The following is a 21847-nucleotide window of genomic DNA, read 5'->3' as shown; positions in this document are numbered from 1 at the left end:
CGGGGCCCCTTTCTGAATCGAGTTGGGTTTATGTCTGAGAGGCGGAAAGGGGCTCCGGTCCGTCTGGAGGGCGGTGTCAGGGAGTGCGCGGCACGGCGCGGCGCCGCCTGACCTCAGTGACCACTCACAAACAAAAAGGCCTCAAGCGGCGGGCACGACGGCTGTCACTTCGATCTCCACCTTGGCTTCGTCCTCGATCAGATCGGCCACTTCGACGGCGGTCATTGAGGGAAAGTGTCGTCCGATGATGGCACGGTAGTGTTCACCGATGGCGCGATAGCTCTCCACGTACTCGCGTTTGTTCTTGACGTACCAGGTCATGCGCACGATATGTTCTGGCTTGGCATTGCCTTCGGCGAGAATCGCCACGATGTTCTCGAGCGTCTGGCGCACCTGGAGTGCGAAATCATCTGTTTCGAAACGTTGCTGTGCGTTCCAGCCAATTTGACCGCCGACAAACACGATGCGGCTGCCTGCCGTCATCTCGAAAGCCATGCCGTTCGCGTAGCCGCGCGGTTTCGCCCATTCGGGTGGTTGCAGAACTTGCAGCATCAGGACACTCCTTCAATTACAGAATCGGGTGCGGCAAAGCGCACGATTGCCTCGCGTTGGGCCGGGGGTATGGCGATCGGGGCGGGCTTGCCGCCCTTGCCTTTCGCGACCCAGACCAGTACCAGCGTGGCTTGTAGACGCGTCTCGTCGTTCGCACCGGCGAACCGGATACGCAGCGTCATTGACGAGCGGCCGAGACGCGTAACTTCCAGCGAGCGCAGAAGCGTCTCGCCCAAAAAACTGGGTGCGCTGAAGCGACATTCGATGTTCGCTGTCGGCACGCCCATGCCATCGCGCAGATGCATCTCGCCGAACGACAGGTTGAGCCCTTCGGCGCACCAGTCTTCGACCAGATCGTTGATCATCTCGAAATAGCGGGGATAAAACACGATGCCCGCTGGATCGCAATGTTTGAAGCGCACCAGCAGCGGCTTCACGAATGCGTGCGCGGGCACATCGGCCTCCGACATAGTTCTTTCTCCCCTGCGTGCAGGATCGTGTCAACGTGAGTGGGCGCCCACTGGAGCGCCCCCCCCTCCTATCTCACTGCCCCAATTGCCGGAGCTTGAAGCGTTGCAGTTTGCCTGTTTCCGTTCGCGGTAGTGCGTCGACAAACTCAATCGACCGCGGATACTTATAGGGGGCGATGTTAGCCTTCACATACTCCTGAAGCGCCTTCACCATCGCGTCGTCGCGCGCTTCGCCGGCCTTCAGCACTACATACGCCTTCACGATCTGACCGCGTGCCTCATCGCTCGCGCCCACCACGCCGCACTCTGCCACTGCCGGGTGCTTCAACAGCGCCGACTCGACTTCCGGGCCAGCGATGTTGTACCCGGCCGAGACAATCATGTCGTCCGAGCGGGCCTGATAGTAGTAATTGCCCGCTTCGTCGCACATGAACGTGTCGCCCGGCAGATTCCAGCCGTTCTTCACGTAATTCGTCTGACGGGAGTCCGCGAGATACCGGCATCCGGTCGGTCCCTTCACTGCCAGCTTGCCCACCTTGCCCGGCGGCAGCGGCTGCATGTTCTCGTCCACGATCATTGCGATGTAGCCGGGCACCGGTTTGCCGATCGCGCCGGGAACCACGTCACCGTTCGCCGCCGAGATGAAAATGTGGATCATCTCCGTGCCGCCAATGCCGTCGATCATCTCGATGCCGGAAGCCTGCTTCCATAGCTGACGCGTCGCATCGGGCAATGCCTCGCCTGCCGACACCGTCTTCTTCAGGCTCGACAAATCGTACTTGCCCACAAGCGCCGCCATCTGACGATAAAACGTCGGCGCCGTAAAACAGATCGTCGCGCGATATTGCTCGATCGCCTGCAACAAACTGTCCGGCGTGAGTTTCTCGAGCAACACCGTCGCCGCCCCGACGCGCAACGGGAACGTCAACAAGCCGCCCGTGCCGAAAGTGAACGCTAACGGGGGTGTGCCGCAGAAGATGTCATCCGGGCCTGGCTTGAGCACATGGCGAGGGAACAGATCGCACATCGCGAGCACGTCACGATGAAAATGCATCGTGCCCTTCGGCTGGCCCGTCGTGCCGCTCGTGAACGCGATCAGACATACGTCGTCCACCGCCGTGTCACAGGCGTCGAAACTCGCCGGCTGACGCGCCATGCGCGCCTCCAGTGAGTCCTCACCCACATCGTGGAAATACACCACCTGCGTCAACGCCGGACAGAAATACTCGTGGCTCGACTGACGATTGAACTCCAGCTCCTCCTTCAGTCGGCCATCGCACAACGCCGCACCGACCTCCGCCTTGTCGACGATCTGCTTGAGTTCCTTCGCACGGAGCAGCGGCATCGTCGGCACCCCGACGAGTCCCGCCTTGATCACCGCCAGCCACGCGGCGGCCATGAACAGATTGTTCGGGCCGCGCAGCAACACACGATTGCCGGGCACCAACGCCATGTCATTGCGAAGCACATGAGCGATGCGATCCACCATCTCGCGCAAACCGAGATACGTCGTGACCGTCGGCGTGCCGTTCTCGACCGAATAAATCGCGGGTGCATCGCCACGCCCCTGCTCGATCACACGATCCAGCAGTTCGGCGGCGCAATTGATGCGCGCCGGGTATGCCACATCCGGATTGTCCAGCAGAAACTCGGGCCACTGCTCGGCGGGCGGCAGATTGTCGCGCGCGAAAGTGTCGAGATGTCCAGATCGTTCCATGTGCTTCTCCTTGCCCCCGGTAAGTCAATGACAGCGCTCAGCCGTCCTTGAGCAGTTCTCGCGCGATGATCAGCTTTTGCACTTCCGTCGCCCCTTCATAAATCCGAAGTGAGCGAATCTCCCGATACAGACGTTCCACGATGGCGCCCGACACCACGCCAGCGCCGCCGAACATCTGCAATGCGCGGTCGATGACCTGCTGCGCCGATTCCGTCGCAAACATCTTCGCCATCGCCGCCTCACGCGTCGTGCGCTGGCCCTGCACATCGCGTTGCCAGGCTGCGCGATACGTCAGCAAGGCAGCCGCGTCCACCGACGTCGCCATATCGCCCAGCGCGGCCTGCGTGATCTGGAAGTCGGCGAGCGTGTGGCCGAACATTTCGCGCGACTTCGCGCGCGCCAATCCTTCGTCGAGTGCACGGCGAGCGAAACCCAGCGCCGCCGCCGCCACCGACGCGCGGAAAATATCCAGCGTCATCATCGCGACCTTGAAGCCCTGCCCTGCCTCGCCCAGACGCTGCGACGCCGGCACGCGGCAGTTCTCGAACTTCAGGCGCGCAAGCGGGTGCGGTGCGCTCACATCGATGCGCTCTGCAATCGTCAGCCCGGGTGTATTCGCGTCCACCACGAACGCGCTGATGCCGCGCGCCCCCGGCGCTTCCCCCGTGCGCACGAAAACACAGTAGAAGTCCGCAATACCGCCATTCGAAATCCACGTCTTCTCGCCGTTGAGCACATAGTCGTCGCCATCCGGCGTAGCCGAGCAGGCCATCGCGGCAACGTCCGACCCGGCGTTTGGCTCAGACAGCGCGAACGCCGCAATCGCCTCACCCGATGCCACGCGCGGCAGATAACGCTGCTTGAGCGCGTCGCTGCCCGCGAGCGTAATCGCACCGCTGCCCAGCCCCTGCATCGCGAAGGCGAAGTCGGCGAGGCCGTCGTGGCGTGCGAGCGTCTCGCGCAGCACACACAGTGCCCGCGAATCGAGCTTGTCGAGCGCGCCGCCGTGAATTGCCGGCACGCAATACTTCAGCCAGCCCGCACGGCCCAGTTGCCGCACCAGCGACACACACGTTGCGTCGGTGTCCGCGTGGTGATCGACCTTCAACTCTTGCGAGCACCAGGCGTCGAGCGCTGCGCCCAGACGGCGATGCGCGTCGTCGAAAAACGGCCACGCCAGAAAGTCGGCGTTGCGCGCATTGTGGGGAGTGATATCGCTCATCGTCTCGCTCGCGTCAGTCGCCCTTGAATACCGGTTTCTGCTTCGCGACGAAAGCGTCGTAGGCACGACGGAAATCCTTCGTTTGCATGCAGATCGCCTGCGCTTCGGCTTCGGCCTCGATGGCTTCGTCCACGCCCATATTCCACTCCTGATGCAGCAGCTTCTTTGTCACACCGTGCGCGAACGTCGGGCCGCAGGCGATCTGATCGGCCAGCGCCTGCGCTGCCGAGAGCACCGCGCCACCGTCGTGCAGCGCATTGAAGAAGCCCCATTGCTGGCCCTCCTCGGCTGTCATCACACGACCGGTATAGAGCAGCTCGGAAGCACGTCCCTGCCCGATCATGCGCGGCAGCAGCGTGCAAGCGCCCATATCGGCGCCCGCCAGCCCAACGCGCACGAACAGGAACGCCGTCTTCGTCTGCGGCGTGCCCAGACGCATATCCGACGCAAGCGCCACCATCGCCCCCGCACCGGCGCAAATGCCGTCGATGGCACTGATGATCGGCTGCGGACAGGCGCGCATCGCCTTGACCAGATCGCCCGTCATGCGCGTGAAGTCGAGCAGCTCCGGCATGCTCATCTGCGTGAGCGGGCCGATGATTTCGTGGACGTCGCCGCCCGAGCAGAAATTGCCGCCCGCGCCGGTCACGACCACCGTCTTGATGTCCGTTGCATAGACCAGACCGCGGAACAGATCGCGCAGTTCGGCATACGAGTCGAACGTCAGCGGATTCTTCTTGTCGGGACGGTTCAGCGTGATCGTGCCGATGCTCGGACGCCCTTGCGCGTCGTTCGACACCGACCACAGAAAGTGCTTGGCTTCATAGTTCGCGAACGGGCGCTTGTGATGCGCCATCGTCAGTTTCACGTCACTCATTGGCCGATCTCCTTGGATGGGTTTTGCATGCGCGCTCAGCCGACGGTGACTTCACCGCCGGCGACCGCGATCGACTGTCCTGTTACGGCACCGGCGCCCGGCTGGCAAAGCCACAGCACAGTGTCGGCGACCTCTTGCGGCTGCACGAGACGCCCTTGCGGGTTGCGCTTGGCCAGCTCCGCGCGGGCCTCGTCTTCGCTGCGGCCCGTCTTGGCGACGATGTTCGCCACGGCGTCGCGCACGATGTCCGTCTCCGTGTAGCCCGGGCAGACGGCATTGACCGTCACCCCCTTCTTCGCCACTTCCAGCGCCAGCGCGCGCGTCAACCCGACGACACCGTGCTTGGCCGCGCAATACGCCGTGACATACGGATAACCGATCAGCCCGGCGGTACTCGCAACGTTCACGATGCGGCCCCAGCCTGCGGCCAGCATGGCGGGCAGCGCCGCAGAAATGCAGTGGAACGTCCCCGTCAGGTTGACGTCGATCATCTGCTGCCACAGTGCGCTGTCCGTCTTGCCGAACGGCGCGCTCACGGCTTGCCCTGCGTTGTTGACGAGCACCTGCACCGGGCCGAAACGCCCGGCCGCACGGGCGAAGGCCGCTTCGACCGCTGCGGCGTCGGAGATGTCAGCGCTGACCCAGGCAACTTCGCCATATGCGGCCAGTGCCTGCGCGCCGCTGGCGAGCGTCGCTTCGCTGCGCCCGAGCAGCGTCACACGTGCGCCCTGTGCCAGCAGCGACCGGGCCACGGCTTCACCGATGCCGCGCGCGCCGCCGGTGACGAGGGCGTGGACGCCTCGCAGCGATACCGGCAATACCGGTGACATGCCAGTCGAGGTTGTCGTTGACGTCATGAACTGTCCTTATTTACCGATCTGTTGAGCGTAGGCGGCAGCACGCTCCAGATTGGTCTCGTACTGCCGTTTGCCCGCATAGTACTGCGCCGGCCACGGCAAATCTTTGTAGCCGATTTTGGCAGCTTCATGCAGCGTCCAGAACGGATCGGCCAGATGCGGGCGCGCCAGCGCGCACAGATCGGCGCGGCCCGACGCGATGATGCTGTTCACGTGATCCGCCTCGAAGATCGCGCCGACGGCAATCGTCGGAATGCCGGCTTCGTTGCGCACGCGATCAGCGAACGGCGTCTGGAACATGCGGCCGTAGACCGGCTTCTCGGCCTTGCTGACCTGTCCCGACGAGCAGTCGATCAGATCCGCGCCAGCGTCCTTGAAAGCGCGGGCGATAGCAACGGCATCGTCAGGCGTGATACCGCCCTCGACCCAATCGTGCGCCGAGATACGCACCGACATCGGCTTGGCCGACGGCCAGACATCGCGCACGGCTTGGAACACTTCCAGCGGATAACGCAGGCGGTTCTCCAGCGAGCCGCCATACTCGTCGGTGCGCTGGTTCGTGAGGGGCGAGATGAAGCTCGAGAGCAGATAACCGTGAGCGCAGTGCAGCTCGAGCCAGTCGAACCCAGCTTCGGCGGCGCGACGCGCGGCTTGCACGAAGTCGTCCTTGACGCGATCCATGTCGGCACGCGTCATCTCGCGCGGCGTTTGCGACACATCCTCGATATACGGCAGCGGCGAGGCGGAGATCAGCGGCCAGTTGCCGTCGGCAAGGGGCAGATCGATACCGTCCCATGCCAGACGCGTCGAGCCCTTGCGACCGGCGTGACCGATCTGCATGGCGATCTTGGCATCGCTGCCCGCGTGTACGAAGTCGACGATGCGCTTCCACGCGTCGCGCTGCGTATCGTTCCACAGACCGGGGCATCCCGGCGTGATGCGCGCGTCCGGCGACACGCAGGTCATCTCCGCCACGATCATGCCTGCACCGCCCAGCGCGCGGCTGCCGAGGTGCACGAGGTGGAAATCGCCCGGCACGCCATCGACGGCCGAATACATCGCCATCGGCGACATTACGATGCGGTTCTTGAGCGTGAGCTCGCGCGCACGGAACGGGGTGAACATCGGCGGAATCGCATGCTGCCCTTCGGCACGTTTCACCCCCGCTTGCGCGGCAAGCCAGTCTTCATAGCCTTCAACGTAACCGGCGTCGCGCACGCGCAGGTTCTCGTGCGAGATGCGTTGCGAACGCGTGAGCAGGGAATAGGCGAACTGCTCCGGGGAAAAGCGCGCGTAGCGCTCGACCGTTTCGAACCACTCGGTCGAGTTGCGTGCGGCGTTCTGAATCTTGAGTACTTCGACGCTGCGTGCTGCTTCGTAATCGGTCAGCACGGCCGGCAGGGCATCAATACCTTGGGTGCCAAGGCCGTCGGCGAGTGCGATGGAGTCTTCCAGCGCGAGCTTGGTGCCCGAACCGATGGAGAAGTGCGCCGTGTGCGCGGCGTCGCCCATGAGCACGACCGGGACGCGTTTGCCGTCGATATCGCTCCAGTGAACCCAGTGCTCGCAGATCACGCGCGGGAAGCGAATCCAGATGGCCGAGCCGCGAAGGTGCTTGGCGTTGCTCATGAGTTCATGGCCACCGAGGTACTTCGCGAAGAGGTTCTCGCAGAACTTCACCCCCTCTTCCTGACTCATCTGATCGATGCCGTGGGCGCGCCAGACTTCCTCGGGCGTCTCGACGATGAACGTCGACGTGTCGGCATCGAACTGATAGGCGTGCGCCTGAAACCAGCCGTGCTCCGTCTTCTCAAAGGCGAACGTGAAGGCATCGAAGCGCTGATGCGTGCCGAGCCAGACGAAGCGATTCTGGCGCGTATCGATATCCGGACGGTACGTGTCGGCGTAACGGGTGCGGATGCGGCTGTTGAGGCCGTCGGAGGCAATCACCAGATCGGCCTGATAGCGGCGCGCGATTTCCTGATCGTCGGAGACGTCCGTCTCGAAGACCAGTTCGACGCCAAGCGCTTCGCAGCGTGCTTGCAGAATGTTGAGCAGCTTCTTGCGGCCGATGCCGATGAATCCGTGGCCGCCGGAGGTGATGGTGCGGCCTTGGAAGTGGATGTCGATATCGTCCCAGTGATTGAAAGCGTCGTTGATCTGCGCGGCGCTCACGGGATCGGCTTCCTGAAGGTTGTCCATGGTGGCGTCGGAGAACACCACGCCCCAGCCGAACGTGTCGTAGGGCCGGTTGCGCTCGACCACCACAACACGATGGGAAGGCTCGCGCAGCTTCATCAACAACCCGAAATACAGGCCCGCAGGACCGCCGCCGATACAGACGATATTCATCTCCAACCTCCGGATTCACAGATCGCTTCGCGCTAGCCGACCTTTGTTAAATCGTAAATAGTTTATGCCTAAAATACTAGCGAAAAAAATTCCCGGCAGCAAGGCCGGCAAGCCCCACCGCAGGAGGGGGAGGGAAAGTACTTAGTCAGCGGATATCGCCGCCTGCCGGCGAATGTCTCCGGAAACGCGAGTACCCGATTTAAGGCTCCCGGAAACCCGAGTGTCGGGTTCAAATTCCAAAACCCTCACGCCACCGATCCGACAGAATCGCCGCCGTCTCGTCATTTGCGTTTCGATTCGACCTCTGGCCTGACGCCAGGGTGTAAGCCCCCCCGGCTGTTGCATGTCCGCCGTGCTCACTGTTGCGCCCTTTTGCCGCATTCGCGCTCGCGTCCGCACCGATCCCCGCAATCGCGGACTCCGTTGTGGACGTGATTGCGCGATGCATCGTTTCGATCATCAACAAGGGCCGTGCAACCCGTGGCATATCGTGACCCTCAGGTCTCCCCCGCCTCTATCCCCCACCGCGTTGGCCGAGTCGCGCGTGACGTCCGCCACACCCGCCACGCGCGTCAGGCGCCGTGCATGCCGTACCTGCCGGCGATGCTGCGATCGGGCACGTTCGCGTGCGGGCTCGCTCTCGCTTGCACCACAGCCATAGCGCAAGAACACACCCGGCCGGCGGTCAGAGAGATCACCCGGCAAGGCGTCCAGGATGAACAGCTAGAGCGCCAGCGCCGGGAAGCCGGGGAGCGCGAACGTCGAGCAGACGCGCCGGACATTCGGCTGCCATCCGCGGCTGCAGCCGCATCGGGTGTCGATAACAACACCCTGCCAGTCGAATCGCCTTGCGTCGTGTTGCGCAGCGTGAGCGTGACCGGGCTCGACGGCACCCCGCCTGCGGCGTCGTTCGCGTTCGTCGAACCGACGCTTGCCCCGTTTGTCGGGCAATGCGCGGGCGCCGACGGGGTTGCGCAGATCGCCGCCGTGGCGACCGAGGCCATCCTCGCCCGCGGCTGGGTCACGACACGCGTGACCGTTCCCGAACAGGAATTGGCAGACGGGAACCTGAGGCTGCAACTCATTCCGGGGACCGTCTCGTCGGTCCGCTTCGCCGATCCTTCCGTGCGCGGTAGCTGGCGTTCTGCCGTGCCGCTGCGTGCCGGCGACGTGCTCTCGCTGACGGCACTGGAGCAGGGGCTTGAGCAACTCAAACGGATGCCGAGCCAGGACGCCGATATTCGTATCGAGCCCGGTGACGCACCGGGCTCGAGCGACGTCGTGATCGACGTGAAGCGGCAACGTCCGTGGCGCCTGCTGGCCTCCGTCGACAACAGCGGCACGCGCGATACCGGACGCCTGCAAGGACAGTTGGCCATCGGCATCGACAACCCGCTCGGGTTGAACGACCTTCTGGATGTCGCCGTTCAGCACGACCTGTCGACCGGCGACGACCGGTTCGGCACCAAGGGGGGCAGCGCCAGCTATTCAGTGCCATGGGGTTACAACACCGTCTCGGTCTTCGGGAGCACGCGCGCTTACTTTCAACGCATTGCGGGCGCCAACGAGTCGTTCGTGTCGAGCGGTCGCAATCAGACAGCAGAACTCCGGATCGAGCGGGTCGTCCATCGCGACAGCGTTGGCAAGACAGCGATCGATGCGCGGCTCGGACGCCGCTTCGGCAAGAGCTTCATCGAAGACTTCGAAATCTCGCAGCAGTATCGGAACAACACCTACCTTCAGGCCGGCGTCACCCACCGGCAATACCTCGGCACCGCGCAAGCCGACATCGCGCTGAACTACCGGCAAGGCGTGCCGTGGTTCGGCGCACAAGACGATCTGCGCGACCCCGTCACTCGCCAGCCGACGCGGCAAACCTATCGGTACCGCATGTTCACGGCAGATGTGCAGTGGTCCGTGCCATTACGGATATCGGCGTTCACCGCCACATACGTCGGCACGTTCCACGGCCAGACCACGGCGAATGCGTTATGGGCGGTCGACCAGATAGCCATCGGCGGACGCTACAGCGTACGCGGCTTTACCGGCGATCAGACCTTGAGCGCAGAGCGCGGGTTCTTCCTTCGCAACGAGTTACATGTCCCGATCGGCGCCAGTGCACACGCGGTGTATGCCGGCGTGGATTACGGCCGCGTGTTCGGTCCAAGCGCCCGCTTTCTTCCGGGCACCCAACTCGCTGGCGCGGTCATCGGCCTGCGCGGACAAATCGGGGCATACGGCGGCCCCTGGGGTAATGCCAGTTACGACGTCTTCATCGCCCGCCCCCTCTCCTCCCCCTCCCGGTTCCCGACCTATGCCGCTGTTGCTGGCATCTCGCTCGCCCTTCGCTACTGAGTCCCACCCATGAATACACGTTGCTTTCGTCTGATCTTCAGCCATGTCCGACGCCAGTGGGTTGCCGTCGGCGAAAACGTTCGCCGCGGGCGGACACCCGGCAGCGGGCGCAGTGCGCGCCGACGGCGGGTGGGTGGCGCGATACCGTCCACACCTCATCAACACCTGTTGCGCCCATTCAGTGCGGCCGTCATGTCCGCGCTGGTCGCCCTCGGCTTCCCGGTCACGGCGTCGTCGCAAATTGTCGCCGCCCCCGGGCCGCACGCGCCCGGTGTCAGTGCGACGCCCAACGGCCTGCCGCTCGTGAACATCACCACGCCCAGCGCGGCGGGGGTCTCGCAGAACCAGTATCAGCAGTTCGACGTGCCGACGCAGGGCGCGATTCTCAACAATTCGCACACCATCGTCCAAACGCAGATGGGCGGACTCGTGCCGGGCAACCCCAATCTCACTGGCGCCCCCGCACGCATCATCGTCAATCAGGTGAGCGGGGCGCTGCCGTCGAGTCTCACCGGCTATCTCGAAGTCGCAGGGCGTCGTGCCGAAGTCATCATCAGCAATCCCAACGGGCTGACGTGCGACGGCTGTGGCTTCATCAACACGTCTCGCGGCGTCCTCACGACCGGCATGCCGGTGTTTGGCGGCAGTGGATCACTCGAAGCCTTTCGTGTCACGGATGGCCTCCTGCGCATTACCGGCGCCGGCCTGAACGCCGGCAATCTGGAGCATGCCGCCCTGCTCGCCCGCGCCGTCGAGGTCAACGCCGCCGTGCATGCGCGGCAGCTGGACGTCATTGCTGGCCTGAACGACATCGACGCCGCATCATTCGATATCCGCGAGAGCCGGGCGTCGTCGAGCGGCGCGCCCGCGTTTGCGCTGGACCTCTCCCGACTCGGTGGCATGTACGCCGGAAAGATCCGACTCATCGGCACGGAAACGGGCGTGGGCGTCAATCTGGATGGGCAAGTCATTGCCCATCAGGGAGCGCTGACGCTTAACGCCGCCGGGCGGCTTCAGATTGGCGGCAAGCTGCAAGCGCCCGAGGACCTCCGCATAGCGTCCGCAGGCGACCTGTCAATCAGCGGCGATGTGGCGACCGACGGTCAATTGACGCTCGGCACCGGGCGGAATCTGTTTAGCGCGGGCAGCGTGCGTGGCGCGCGCGACGTGACGCTCGACGCCGCAGGCACGTGGCACCACACCGGCAAAGCGTCTGCGGGCCAGCATCTCGTCGCCAATGCTGCGGCGCTCGCCTCATCGGGCGTCATCGCGGCAGGCGCCAACGCTGACGGAACACAGGGGGCGACGGGGAACATTTCGCTCACGACGACCGGCTTGCTCCAAGCGGGAGGCAACCATGCCGCCACCGGCGACATCCGGTTGCTTGCAGACGCGATCGATCTGACCGGCTCGACGTCGACCGCGCTGCGCGGGCTCCGCATGAACGCGCGCAGCGGCGCCATCACGATGGCTTACGCAACCACGCAGATCGGCGGGATGACGCAGATCACCGCGCGCCGCGACGTGATTCACGAGGGTGCGACCCTGCGCACCTCCGGCCTCTTCATCGACGGCGCCGGGCTGCGTAACCATAAGGGGCGCATCGAGCAATGGGGAGCGACGTCCCCGCTCCGGATCACCCTCTCCGGTTCGCTGGGCAATCGTGAGGGCCACATACTCGTCAACAGCAACGACTTGTTGCTGAGGTCCGGCCAACTCGACAACACGGCCGGCAAGATCGAGCATGCCGGCACTGGCAAGTTCCATCTCGGCACCGGTACGGTCGAGAACGTGGGCGGAACCTTCGCTACCAACGGCGCCATGTCCATCGAGGCGAACGACTGGCGCAATGATCGAGGCACCCTCTCAGTCAAGCAATCGCTGACAGCAGCACTGCGTGGTGAGTTGACGAACACGGCCGGGCTGATGCAATCCGGCGGGCTGTTTTCGCTAAAGGCCGTCCATATCGAGAACCTCGGCGGGCGCATGCTCGCCCTTGGTAACGCCGACCTCCGCCTATACGCCGACAGAGGCATCGAGAACGGTCGTTTCGACACCGCAGTGGGTGAAATTGCCGGACGTGGCAACGTCCGGCTCGACGCCACATCACTCTTCAATCGCGGTAAATGGACCGCTCAGGAATCGCTCTTCGCAAACGCCGCAGGCGATTTGCTCAACGTGGGCGGACACGTCGTCGCGCGACACCGGGTCGCCGTTGCCGCTCGCGGGGCGTTCGACAACACGCGAGGCATCGTAAGCGCCGGCGAGGCGTTGACCCTTGACGCAGACGCCGTCGACAACTCCCTCGGCGAGCTTCAAGCGAGTTCGCTTGCCGTGTCTGCCCGGGCACTGACAAATCGCTCGGGAAAAATCATCCAGACTGGCACCGGCACCCGCGATCTGGCGCGTTTGCGCATTGCCAATCGCTTGAGCAATCACTCAGGCTCGATTCATCTGGCCACGCGCGACGCCACAATCGACGTCTCCGAATTCGAAAACGAGAAAGGCACGGTGGCGCACGCCGGAGACGGCGTTCTCTCCGTCAACGGGCAAACGGTCGATAACCGAGGCGGGCGCATCGGCACGAATGGCAACTTGCTGCTCGATGCCAAATCGGTGGACAACGCCGACGGGCGCATGACCGCCATGCGGACCCTGAAGTCAACTGTGGCGGAGCACTTGAGCAATGTGTCGGGAGAATTGGCCGCGGCCGCCGTAACGCTGAACGTTCGCGATACGTTCGACAACCGCGCGGGTTCGGTCGAGGCCAGCGACACGTTGCTTTTGCGCGCCGCTCGCCTCGACAACGCCAAAGGCAAGCTGCTGAACAGCGGTCATGCGAAAACGGTGGTCATTGTCCGGAACGCGTTGGACAACACGGGCGGCGGTTCCATTGCGGCGAACGCAAACATCTCGGTCGATGCCGGAAGTCTGGACAACACCGACGGCCGTTTGCATGCCGGTGATGCTCTCGCACTGAAAGTCGGCGCCGATGTCGCCAACCACGCGGGATACCTCGCAGCGGGCAGCCATCTGGACGTCGACATCGGCGGCAGCTTCGCCAACCGCGCCGGTCGGGTGAGCGCCCGCGACGTGTTGCGCATCAACGTTGCCGACCATTTCGACAATACCGACGGCAAGGTCGAGGTCAGCGACGCTCGCGGGCGGATGGACGTGTCTGCGCGAGCCTTGGATAACGCGGGCGGCAGCTTCGCCAATGCGGGAACGGGTGCCATCGACATTGCCGTCATTGAGCGGCTGCGCAATCGCGCGTCCTCGAGGCGCACGCCGGATCATGCGGGCAGCATCGCGGGTAATGGGGCCATCACCCTGCGGGCCAGCGGCATCGACAACATCGACGGCGCGCGAATCGCCGCCGGTACATCGCTCACGCTCACGTCAACCAAGGACGTCGACAACCAGCTTGGGCGGCTGCTGGCCAACGGCGCGCTTGCCATCACTTCGACCGGCGATATGTCGAACATTGACGGCCGCATCCATGCAGGCAAGGCCCTGAAGCTGGCGACGAACGGGAGGCTCGACAACACACGCGGCAGCATCGAAACCGCGGGCGATCCGTCGATTGGCGGGGACAACGACCTCAGCGTGCGCGCCGCAATGCTCGACAACACCGACGGCCGCATCGTCAACGGCACGCGCAGCGGCGGCGATCTGTCCATCACAGCCGAAGCAATTCTGAACGCGCTGACGCTCGACGCCACGCGAAATCGTCCTGTCGGATTGATTGGCGGCAACGGTGGCGTTTCGATTACAACGTTCGCATTGATGAACGGACCGAATGCGTACATCAGTGCCGGGACCGATCTTTTGCTGAGTGTGCGGGACAAGCTCGGCAACGCCGGCACGATGTTCTCCGGCACAGATATCCGCGTCACCTGGCAAGACACCGGACGAACCCGGGCGTTCGAGAACACGGGAAACGTGCAGGCGCGTCGCGACGCGTGCGTCGCAGTCGATGTACTGGACCATCGTTCGGGCGAAATTGCCGTCAATCAGCATCTGAAACTCCGCGCCGGCAGCTTGCTCGGCACCGCACGATTGCGCGCAGGAAATGATCTGAGCATTACGCTGCCGGGCGACTTCACCTATAGCGCCGATCACGGTTGGCAGGCGAACGGCAATCTGACGCTCGACGTCGGCGGCTTGCTACGCGTGCACGGCGCGTTAGGGGCGATCAAGCAACTCACAGTGAACGCCGCCCATCTCGTCAACGCGGAGCAAGGCCGTATGAGAGGCGGATCGGTTCACCTCAACGTGGCCGGCGACATCACCAACGAGACCCGCATCGACGGCGACGACGTCAGGCTGCACAGCGTTCGGTTTGTCAATACCGGGGCCGTTATCGGCGGTCGAATCCGCTTTGACGGCAAGCGCGTGAGCAACACGGGAGATCGTGCTGTGCTGGCGGCGACGCGACAACTCGACCTCTTCGCGACCGGCGATGTTCTCAACGAGAGCGGCGCAACGCTATACAGCCTTGGCGGCCTGCGCGTAGCCGCTGGCGAAGCGCGCGATGCGCAGGGCTTCCTGACACAGCAGTCGGCACGATTCATCAATCGGTCGGCCGTTGTGGAGGCCGGTGCAGACGTCGATATCGCGACACACGAGTTCGTGAACGATCGTAGCTTCGTCAACGTCGTGCGAGGTGCGCAGGAAGAGGAAACCCGGCAGGTCCGCGATCTGTGGATTGCCGGCTATGTGGCCATTCCCGACGCCGACAGCCGCGCCCGATGCGCTGCGGGTGGCGGCACGTGTGAAGAGCTACCGACGGTCCACGTGAGCCACAGTCTGAGCGTCGACGGCGAGCCCCCCATGATCGAGGAGTTCTATACGGAGACCGACGCGCGAGGCCGCAAATTCAAAAGCTCCCGAGAAGTGCCCAATCCCCGCAATCAGGTCTTCACGCAATGGCGTTGGTCCCGGGAAGAACGCGCCGCACTCTCCAGCGAGAAGCTAAATGCGGTTGGCAGCCCCATCAGAGTCACCATTCCGAAGCGCGGACTCACGGCGCTCGACGTCGAGGCCAGAACATTCTCGCTGGCAAAACCCATCGTCGAGGTGCATCTGGCCAATGGCTTCACGAGGGACTATCGCACCCGCAACATCACGCAGCGCGCCGTTCAGCATTTCGAGGCCATTCACGAGGACGACCAAGGCAACTGGGTCATTCAGTTCTGGCCCGACTTCGATCCGGCGGTGCATATCCGCCCGACGGTAGTCGATCAGTCGAGGAACACCATCACCGGTGCGCTCGACGAAGGTGCGCGCATCTTCCGTCGCGGATATGGCATTCCTGACAATCGCGACAACAACGAATTCCGCCGTCACATTACGACCCACAGCAAGACCGATGTCCTGGGCGACGTTGCCGACCCGGCCATCCTCACGTCGCAAGGCACGATTCGTCTGAACGTCGACAACGGCACCGCGTTGAATCATGCAGCGACGATCAGTGCCGGCGGCAACATTCACGTTCGCGGCAATGGCGCTCAGATTACGAGCCGCAGCATCGGGCTGGAGCGCGTGGAACGCATCGGGCAATCGTCCGATCTGTATTGGCACGAAAAGCGCGGAAACAGCAACAGTTCGATAATTTCGGTCAATTTCGATATCGCCGAACGCCGGTCTATCGTGGGCGGTCTTCAAAGCCTGATCTCGTCGAACGGGACAACCCACCTTCGTGGTCGCGACATCACGATTGAAACGGCTACCGTTGACGGGACCGTCATCGGTAGCCGTCAAACGGATAGCGATGTCGGTACGTCGCAACGCGTCGCCGTCGACGCCGGCCGGGCAACCGTCTCCACGGGCAAGCCAGTGCCCGTCGACACGCCGGTCGCCACGCCCGCCGTGCCCGATGTCTCGGGTGCCGTTCAGACCCTCGATACCGCTTCGGGCGGAATTCCTGGTCTGACGCTCCCGCGCAGCGCTCTCTTCAGCGTTGTTGAGACACCCGGCCACCCGTACCTCGTGGAGACTGACTCCCGATTTACCGACCGTGGCACCTTCGTCTCCAGCAACTACATGCTGGATCTTCTCGGCATAGCACCTGCCCATGTCGAGCGCCGCATCGGCGACGGCTTCTACGAAGCGAAGCTGGTGCGCGAGCAGATTCTGGAACTGACCGGGCGCGCCTCACTGAACGGTCGCGACAGCGGCGCATCGGCGGCCATTGACGCGGAATTCCGAACGCTTCTCGCGCAAGGGGCGAGAGCGGGCCGCGATCTGGAACTGCGCGTGGGCATTCGCCTGACGCCCGAGCAACTGCGGGCCCTCACCGACGATATCGTTTGGCTGGTCCGCCAGACGGTGACACTGCCCGACGGCACGTCCGCCACAGTGCTTGTGCCGACGGTATACCTCGCGCATGGCAAACGCGTCGTGATGCAACCCGGCGGTGCGTTGGTGACGGGGCGCGACGTCATCGTCGAGGCAACGAATCAAGTCAGCAACAGCGGCCAGATCGTTGGCGATTCAAGCACGCGAATCCGCGCGTTCGACGTTGAGAATCGCGGTGTGATCGGTAGCTCCGGCGGTCTCGGTGGTTCTGCGGAACAAGGCAACGCTGGCATGGTCGATGTCGTCGCGGAGCGCGATTTCCGGAATATCGGCGGCGAGATCGCGGGCGAGCGGGTTCACGTCACAGCGGGACGCGATGTTGTTGTCACGAGCCAGAGCCGCACCAACGAATGGGTAAAGAACGCCCAGAGCGGCAAGACCACGGCCATCGAATCGCCCGGCCACATCGATGCACGAGATGCCGTGGTGATTACCGCGGGCCGGGACCTCTCGGTCACCGGTGCGGCCATCGACGCCGGGGGCAATGTCGATCTCGCCGCCGGGCGTGACTTGTTGCTGGGAACGATCGCGTCGGGCCGCGAGTTCGGCGGCGGATCGAGCGAGAGTCATAGTCGTACCCAGGTCACGCAAAACGTCTCGTCCGCCATTCATGCGGGAGGCGACGCGACGTTCATGGCCGGACGCGACGTCTCTGGCACTGCTGCCAACGTCGATGCTGGCAAGCGTGTCGTTATCGCCGCGGCGAGAGATGTCGAGATCGGAGCAGCGATCGACACCGTCACCGACACGGGGCGCGTGAACGGCGACACGTACGCGGCGACGGTCGATTCCTATGCGGAAAGCGTACAAGGCAGTCGAATTCACGGGCAAGGCGGCATTGGCATTGCCGCAGGGCAAGCCGAGGCGATTGGGCGACTACTGGATGAGCGCGGTGTCACCGCTTATGTCACGAGCGGCGAAGGCACGCCCGGCGATGTCAGGATTCTCGGCGCCTATCTGAGCGCCGGGGCAAGCGATGACGCGGTGCCCGGCACAAAGCGACCCTCGACCGCGGCGGGCACTTCGGACCTCAAGATCATCGCGACAGGGGACGTGACCGTCGGTGGCGCCTCAGCCCGATATGACGACACACGCTGGTCGCAAAGCACCCGCAACGGCCTGCTCTCGTCCACGACGGAGGAAAGCTATCGCGACAGTCACGGCACCCGCACAACGGGCAGCACGCTCTCAGGCGACGCCGTCACGATTGCCGCAGGCCGCGACGTCACCATCACCGGGTCGCAAGTCGTCGCGGATGGCGACATGACCATCGGCGCGAAACGCAACGTGACGATTGCGTCTGCCGCCGACGAAAGCAACTCACTGAGCGTGACGGAAAAGACGACGACCGGTGTCTTTGGCAGTGGCTTCAGCGTCACGATCGGCAGTCGATCCGAGAAGGATAAACAACGTCGCGAGGAGGTTAGCCAGACGGGCAGTGTCATTGGCTCGGTCAGTGGCGATGTAGCGATTGGCGCAGGCAACGACTATCAGCAGGAAGGCAGCACGGTCGTTGCGCGCGACGGCGACGTGAATATTGCGGGAAAACGCGTTTCGATTGCGGAGAGCGCGGAATCCGAGCAGCGCGTGCATGAGCGGGAGGTGAAGCAGACGGGATTGACGATCGCCGTATCCAATCCGCTGCTGAACGCGGCCCAGACCGTCGCCCAGATGGGTAAGGCCGTGGGCAAGGTCGACGACGCTCGCATGAAGGCCCTCGGTGTCGCGGCGGGCGGACTCGCGGTGAAGAACGCTGCCGATTCGGTCAAGAACCTCAAGGATGCGGCCAGCGTCAACGTCTCGGTCACGGTGGGTGGATCGAAGCAGACGAGCCGCGAGACCAACGACAGCACCGCGTCTAACGGCTCTACCGTCCGCGCTGGCGGCAACGTCACCGTCGCGGCCACCGGGGACGGCGATCAATCGTCGCTGCTCGTTCGCGGCAGTGAGATCGCTGCCGGGCAGGACGTCAAGCTCACGTCCGACGGCACGCTCGACATCCTTGCGGCTACCGACACCTCAGAGCACCACCGCACATCCTCCGGCGTGTCCGGCGGTATCGGGCTGGGTATTTCCCTGGGCGCCAATGGCTCACCGACGATGGGGGTGACGGCCAACGCCAGCGCGTCGCGTGGCAAGGCGGATGGGAAGGACGTGACGCAACGCAACAGCCACATCGTGGCGGGCGGCGTGGCGGAGATCGTGTCTGGTGGCGACACCAATATTCGCGGTGGCACGGTGGTCGGCGAGCGGGTCGTTGCCAACATTGGCGGTGACCTGAACATCGAAAGCCTGCAGGACACGAGTGCGTACGCGTCCAAGGATCAATCGATCAATGGAAGTGCGACGGTCGGGGTTGGCGGCGCGTCCGGCAGCATCAACGTCAGCCATCAGCAGATCAATAGCGATTTCGCGAGCGTGACGGAGCAGTCGGGGATCAAGGCGGGCGATGGGGGTTTCGACGTCACCGTCAAAGGCAACACCGATCTGACCGGCGCCATCATCGCGTCGACCGATAAGGCGGCTGATGAGGATAGGAACCGTCTGAAAACCGGCTCGTTGACGACGCGCGATGTGGAAAACCACGCAGAGTACGACGCCTTCGGCATCAGTCTGGGTGGCGGTTTCAGCACGGGCGGCGGAGAGAACGCCAAGGTTGGGACAGACCAAAAGGGAGACGCGCAGACTGGCGCGAACGCCACGCCCGGCAGCGACCTGCCGAAGACGGGGCCGGTGAGCATCGCCCCCCCGGTTGTGGTGGCGGCGGGCGATAGCGCGTCGAGCACAACGCGCAGCGGCATCAGCGCAGGCGTTATCGAGATTACCAACGAAGCCAGCCAACGCGAGCGAACCGGTCAGACGGCAGAAGAGACGGTCGCTGCCGTCAATCGCGATGTGTCGTCCGACAAGGACGGCAGCGGCGCCCTCGCCAACAAGTTCGACAAGGAGCAAATCGAAACCAGCTTCGAAATCATGCAGACGCTGCAACGCGAGGTCAGCACTTTTGTGGGGAATCGGGCTAAGGAGGCTGAGGCCATCGAGGCCCAGTTGAAGAAAACCACCGACCCCGAGCAACGTGCGCGGTTAAACCAGCAACTCGCCGATGCAAAGAAGTGGGGACCGGGCGGCGACTATCGCTTAATCGTCAGCGCCATCACAGCAGGGATCAGCGGCAACGTCACTGGCGCTGCCGGAGAGATGGCAACGCGCGCAACGGTGAACTACCTGCAAGGTCTCGCTGCCAAGGAGATCAAGGCGCTGGGCGAAAACCTTGATCCGGCATCGAAGGCAGCATTACATGCAGTGACAGGTTGTGCAGGTGGCGCGGCTTCTAGCGGGAACTGCGGCGCGGGCGCGATGGGCGCTGCGGCAGGATCGCTGCTGGGTAGCCTGCTCGCAGCCGGTGACAAGTCCGGACAGGATCTCTCCCAATCCGAGCGCGAGGCAAGAGTCAATCTCATCACCTCCATCGTCGCCGGGGTGACTGCAGGCGTCGGAGGGGACGTTGCCACTGCGTCTATCAGTGCAAAGACAGAGGCCGAGAACAACACCTTGGGGATCAGGGTCGCCCCGCCCCACCCCGTCAGACGGGCGGCGTGCCGAACCCACAAGGCAGTAAGCGCGGCGGGCGTGATGGCGACGAGCTTGATCCAACGTCTGCGGGCGGAGCCACTACGGCCTCTGAAGGCGGCAATGTCGCTGACCAGTTGAAAGACTCGCTGACAAAAGCCGCGTGTGCGATCTCAGGACTCGCTTGCTCGAATCAGTTGATCGTTGAAGGCGTCGCACGAGTGATCGGCGACGGTGCAAACGGCGAAAACGTCATCGGCACGCCCAACGAAGGTCCACGCGGCGTCACCGTCATAGGGACGCCAGACACTGGGGAGAAAGGGCCTAGCATTATTGGCACGCCGGATGAAGGGATGCGCGGGGCCACGGTGGTTTCGACACCGGATATTGGTGAGAAAGGGATAAACGTTATTGCAACACCCAATAACGGCCCCTTGGTATCTGATCCGTTGCTAGACAAACTTCACGTCAAAGATCACTACGCCCACCATAACGAAATGGTCAATGACATAAAAGCACAGCTTGTTGAACTTGGCTACCGGGTTAGTAGAAAAGAAATTTCGTTTGGCGAATCGTGTGGCAGTGGGCGCTGTCGCCCCGACATTGTGGTCGAGTCGCCGGACGGTCAGATGAGAATCATCGAAGTCAAGACCGGAGATGCGGACCTAAGTACTCGACAGTTAGAAATATTTCCACAAATCCAGGACGGAAGCTCAATTCCTCGCGGACGCGTCGCCAGAGCCTTCGGCTTCGACAGCGAGCGCCCATTGAAAGATCAGGGTTACCCAAATGGGATAAGAATTGACGTCATCAGATTCCCAGGAGCAAAGAATGAATGAATCTACGGCAGTTGGAATACTCAAAAATAACGGCTGGAAATTAGAAAAAGACGAGGTTGGCGACAACGTTCTTTTCATTGTGCTTGAAGAAAAGCTAATAAACATAACACCAACAATAAAAAGACTTAAATGCAAATACACAATCTCATTCATTCCAACATTATCAACAATATGCTTTTCAAATATTGCAAACAAAATAAACAAATCAAGCAGCATTTCACCGTTAGCATGCATGCCGGGAGACTTCTACGAAACCATTAACATCGAAGAAGAAACCATAATCTCCATCGCCAACGGAGTCATCAATTGGGCAAAAGGTGTTGACATCAACACTGAGATACATCGGCACGCGCAGTTACCTACGAATTCGAAGGGCGCCATGCCGCTGCGCCACTTGGCTGCACTCGCACTGCTTGGTGACACGGAGAAACTAGAGATGTATAGGACGTCGTTCGAACTAGGAGATCGGCTCGATTTTGTTCCCTACATCTCTATCGAAATGATCGGGCGAGCCTTGGAAATCGCCCATGCGAAGAATGCCCATCTCCCGCGGTAGGTATTTCAGCTTAGTCTGAACCGAGTTGCCCGCGTTAAACAGCCAATCGGGGCAGACCAAAAGGGAGACGCGCAGACCGGCGCGAACGCCACGCCTGGCAGCGACCTGCCGAAGACGGGG

General features: G+C 63.0%; 11 protein-coding genes and 1 pseudogene. 5 read left to right on the top strand and 7 right to left on the bottom strand.

Annotation, left to right across the window (positions count from 1 at the left end; translation table 11 throughout):
- Positions 1-141: 141 nt before the first annotated feature.
- The 7 genes from PBR20603_RS21255 to PBR20603_RS21225 form a co-directional block, all read right to left on the bottom strand.
- Positions 142-549: a RidA family protein gene (locus PBR20603_RS21255; protein WP_150561447.1), complete on the bottom strand. Its 408-nt coding sequence runs from the start codon at positions 547-549 to the stop codon at positions 142-144.
- Positions 550-551: 2 nt separating this feature from the next.
- Entirely contained in the window at positions 552-1022 is a 471-nt protein-coding gene (locus PBR20603_RS21250; RefSeq protein WP_150561435.1) for an acyl-CoA thioesterase, read from the bottom strand.
- A 73-nt stretch (positions 1023-1095) separates the two neighbouring features.
- The gene (locus PBR20603_RS21245; protein WP_150561434.1) at positions 1096-2739 is read right to left on the bottom strand and encodes an AMP-binding protein; all 1644 of its coding nucleotides are present in this window, start codon (positions 2737-2739) and stop codon (positions 1096-1098) included.
- Between the two features lie 37 nt (positions 2740-2776).
- Complete coding sequence (locus PBR20603_RS21240; RefSeq protein WP_150561433.1) at positions 2777-3961, bottom strand: acyl-CoA dehydrogenase family protein; 1185 nt, start codon at positions 3959-3961, stop codon at positions 2777-2779.
- 13 nt (positions 3962-3974) lie between these two features.
- Complete coding sequence (locus tag PBR20603_RS21235) at positions 3975-4838, bottom strand: enoyl-CoA hydratase family protein (protein ID WP_150561432.1); 864 nt, start codon at positions 4836-4838, stop codon at positions 3975-3977.
- A 35-nt stretch (positions 4839-4873) separates the two neighbouring features.
- On the bottom strand, positions 4874-5695 hold the full coding sequence (locus PBR20603_RS21230; protein ID WP_174978010.1) for an SDR family NAD(P)-dependent oxidoreductase: 822 nt from the start codon (positions 5693-5695) through the stop codon (positions 4874-4876).
- 9 nt (positions 5696-5704) lie between these two features.
- Positions 5705-8047: a bifunctional salicylyl-CoA 5-hydroxylase/oxidoreductase gene (locus tag PBR20603_RS21225; RefSeq protein WP_150561431.1), complete on the bottom strand. Its 2343-nt coding sequence runs from the start codon at positions 8045-8047 to the stop codon at positions 5705-5707.
- A gap of 585 nt (positions 8048-8632) precedes the next feature.
- On the opposite strand from PBR20603_RS21225, the gene PBR20603_RS21220 reads away from it, so the two are divergent.
- From PBR20603_RS21220 to PBR20603_RS21205, 5 genes and pseudogenes are all read left to right on the top strand, one after another.
- The gene (locus PBR20603_RS21220; RefSeq protein ID WP_174978009.1) at positions 8633-10402 is read left to right on the top strand and encodes a ShlB/FhaC/HecB family hemolysin secretion/activation protein; all 1770 of its coding nucleotides are present in this window, start codon (positions 8633-8635) and stop codon (positions 10400-10402) included.
- A gap of 9 nt (positions 10403-10411) precedes the next feature.
- Positions 10412-10531: pseudogene (locus PBR20603_RS24635) on the top strand (ESPR-type extended signal peptide-containing protein); the annotation flags it as partial.
- 63 nt (positions 10532-10594) lie between these two features.
- Entirely contained in the window at positions 10595-20473 is a 9879-nt protein-coding gene (locus PBR20603_RS21215) for a hemagglutinin repeat-containing protein (RefSeq protein ID WP_246174905.1), read from the top strand.
- Positions 20470-21171 carry a hypothetical protein gene (locus PBR20603_RS21210; protein WP_174978008.1) on the top strand — a complete coding sequence of 234 codons (702 nt, stop codon included), beginning with the start codon at positions 20470-20472 and terminating at the stop codon, positions 21169-21171. Before PBR20603_RS21215 ends, PBR20603_RS21210 begins: the two co-directional genes overlap by 4 nt.
- Entirely contained in the window at positions 21164-21727 is a 564-nt protein-coding gene (locus PBR20603_RS21205; RefSeq protein ID WP_150561428.1) for a DUF6990 domain-containing protein, read from the top strand. The genes PBR20603_RS21210 and PBR20603_RS21205 overlap by 8 nt, the downstream gene beginning before the upstream one ends.
- The last annotated feature ends 120 nt before the right edge of the window (positions 21728-21847 follow it).

Source organism: Pandoraea bronchicola (assembly GCF_902459805.1).
In the GTDB taxonomy this organism is placed as follows: Bacteria; Pseudomonadota; Gammaproteobacteria; order Burkholderiales; family Burkholderiaceae; genus Pandoraea; species Pandoraea bronchicola.
Note: the sequence above shows the minus strand (reverse complement) of the source record. Positions and strands in the feature narration are given on the sequence as shown.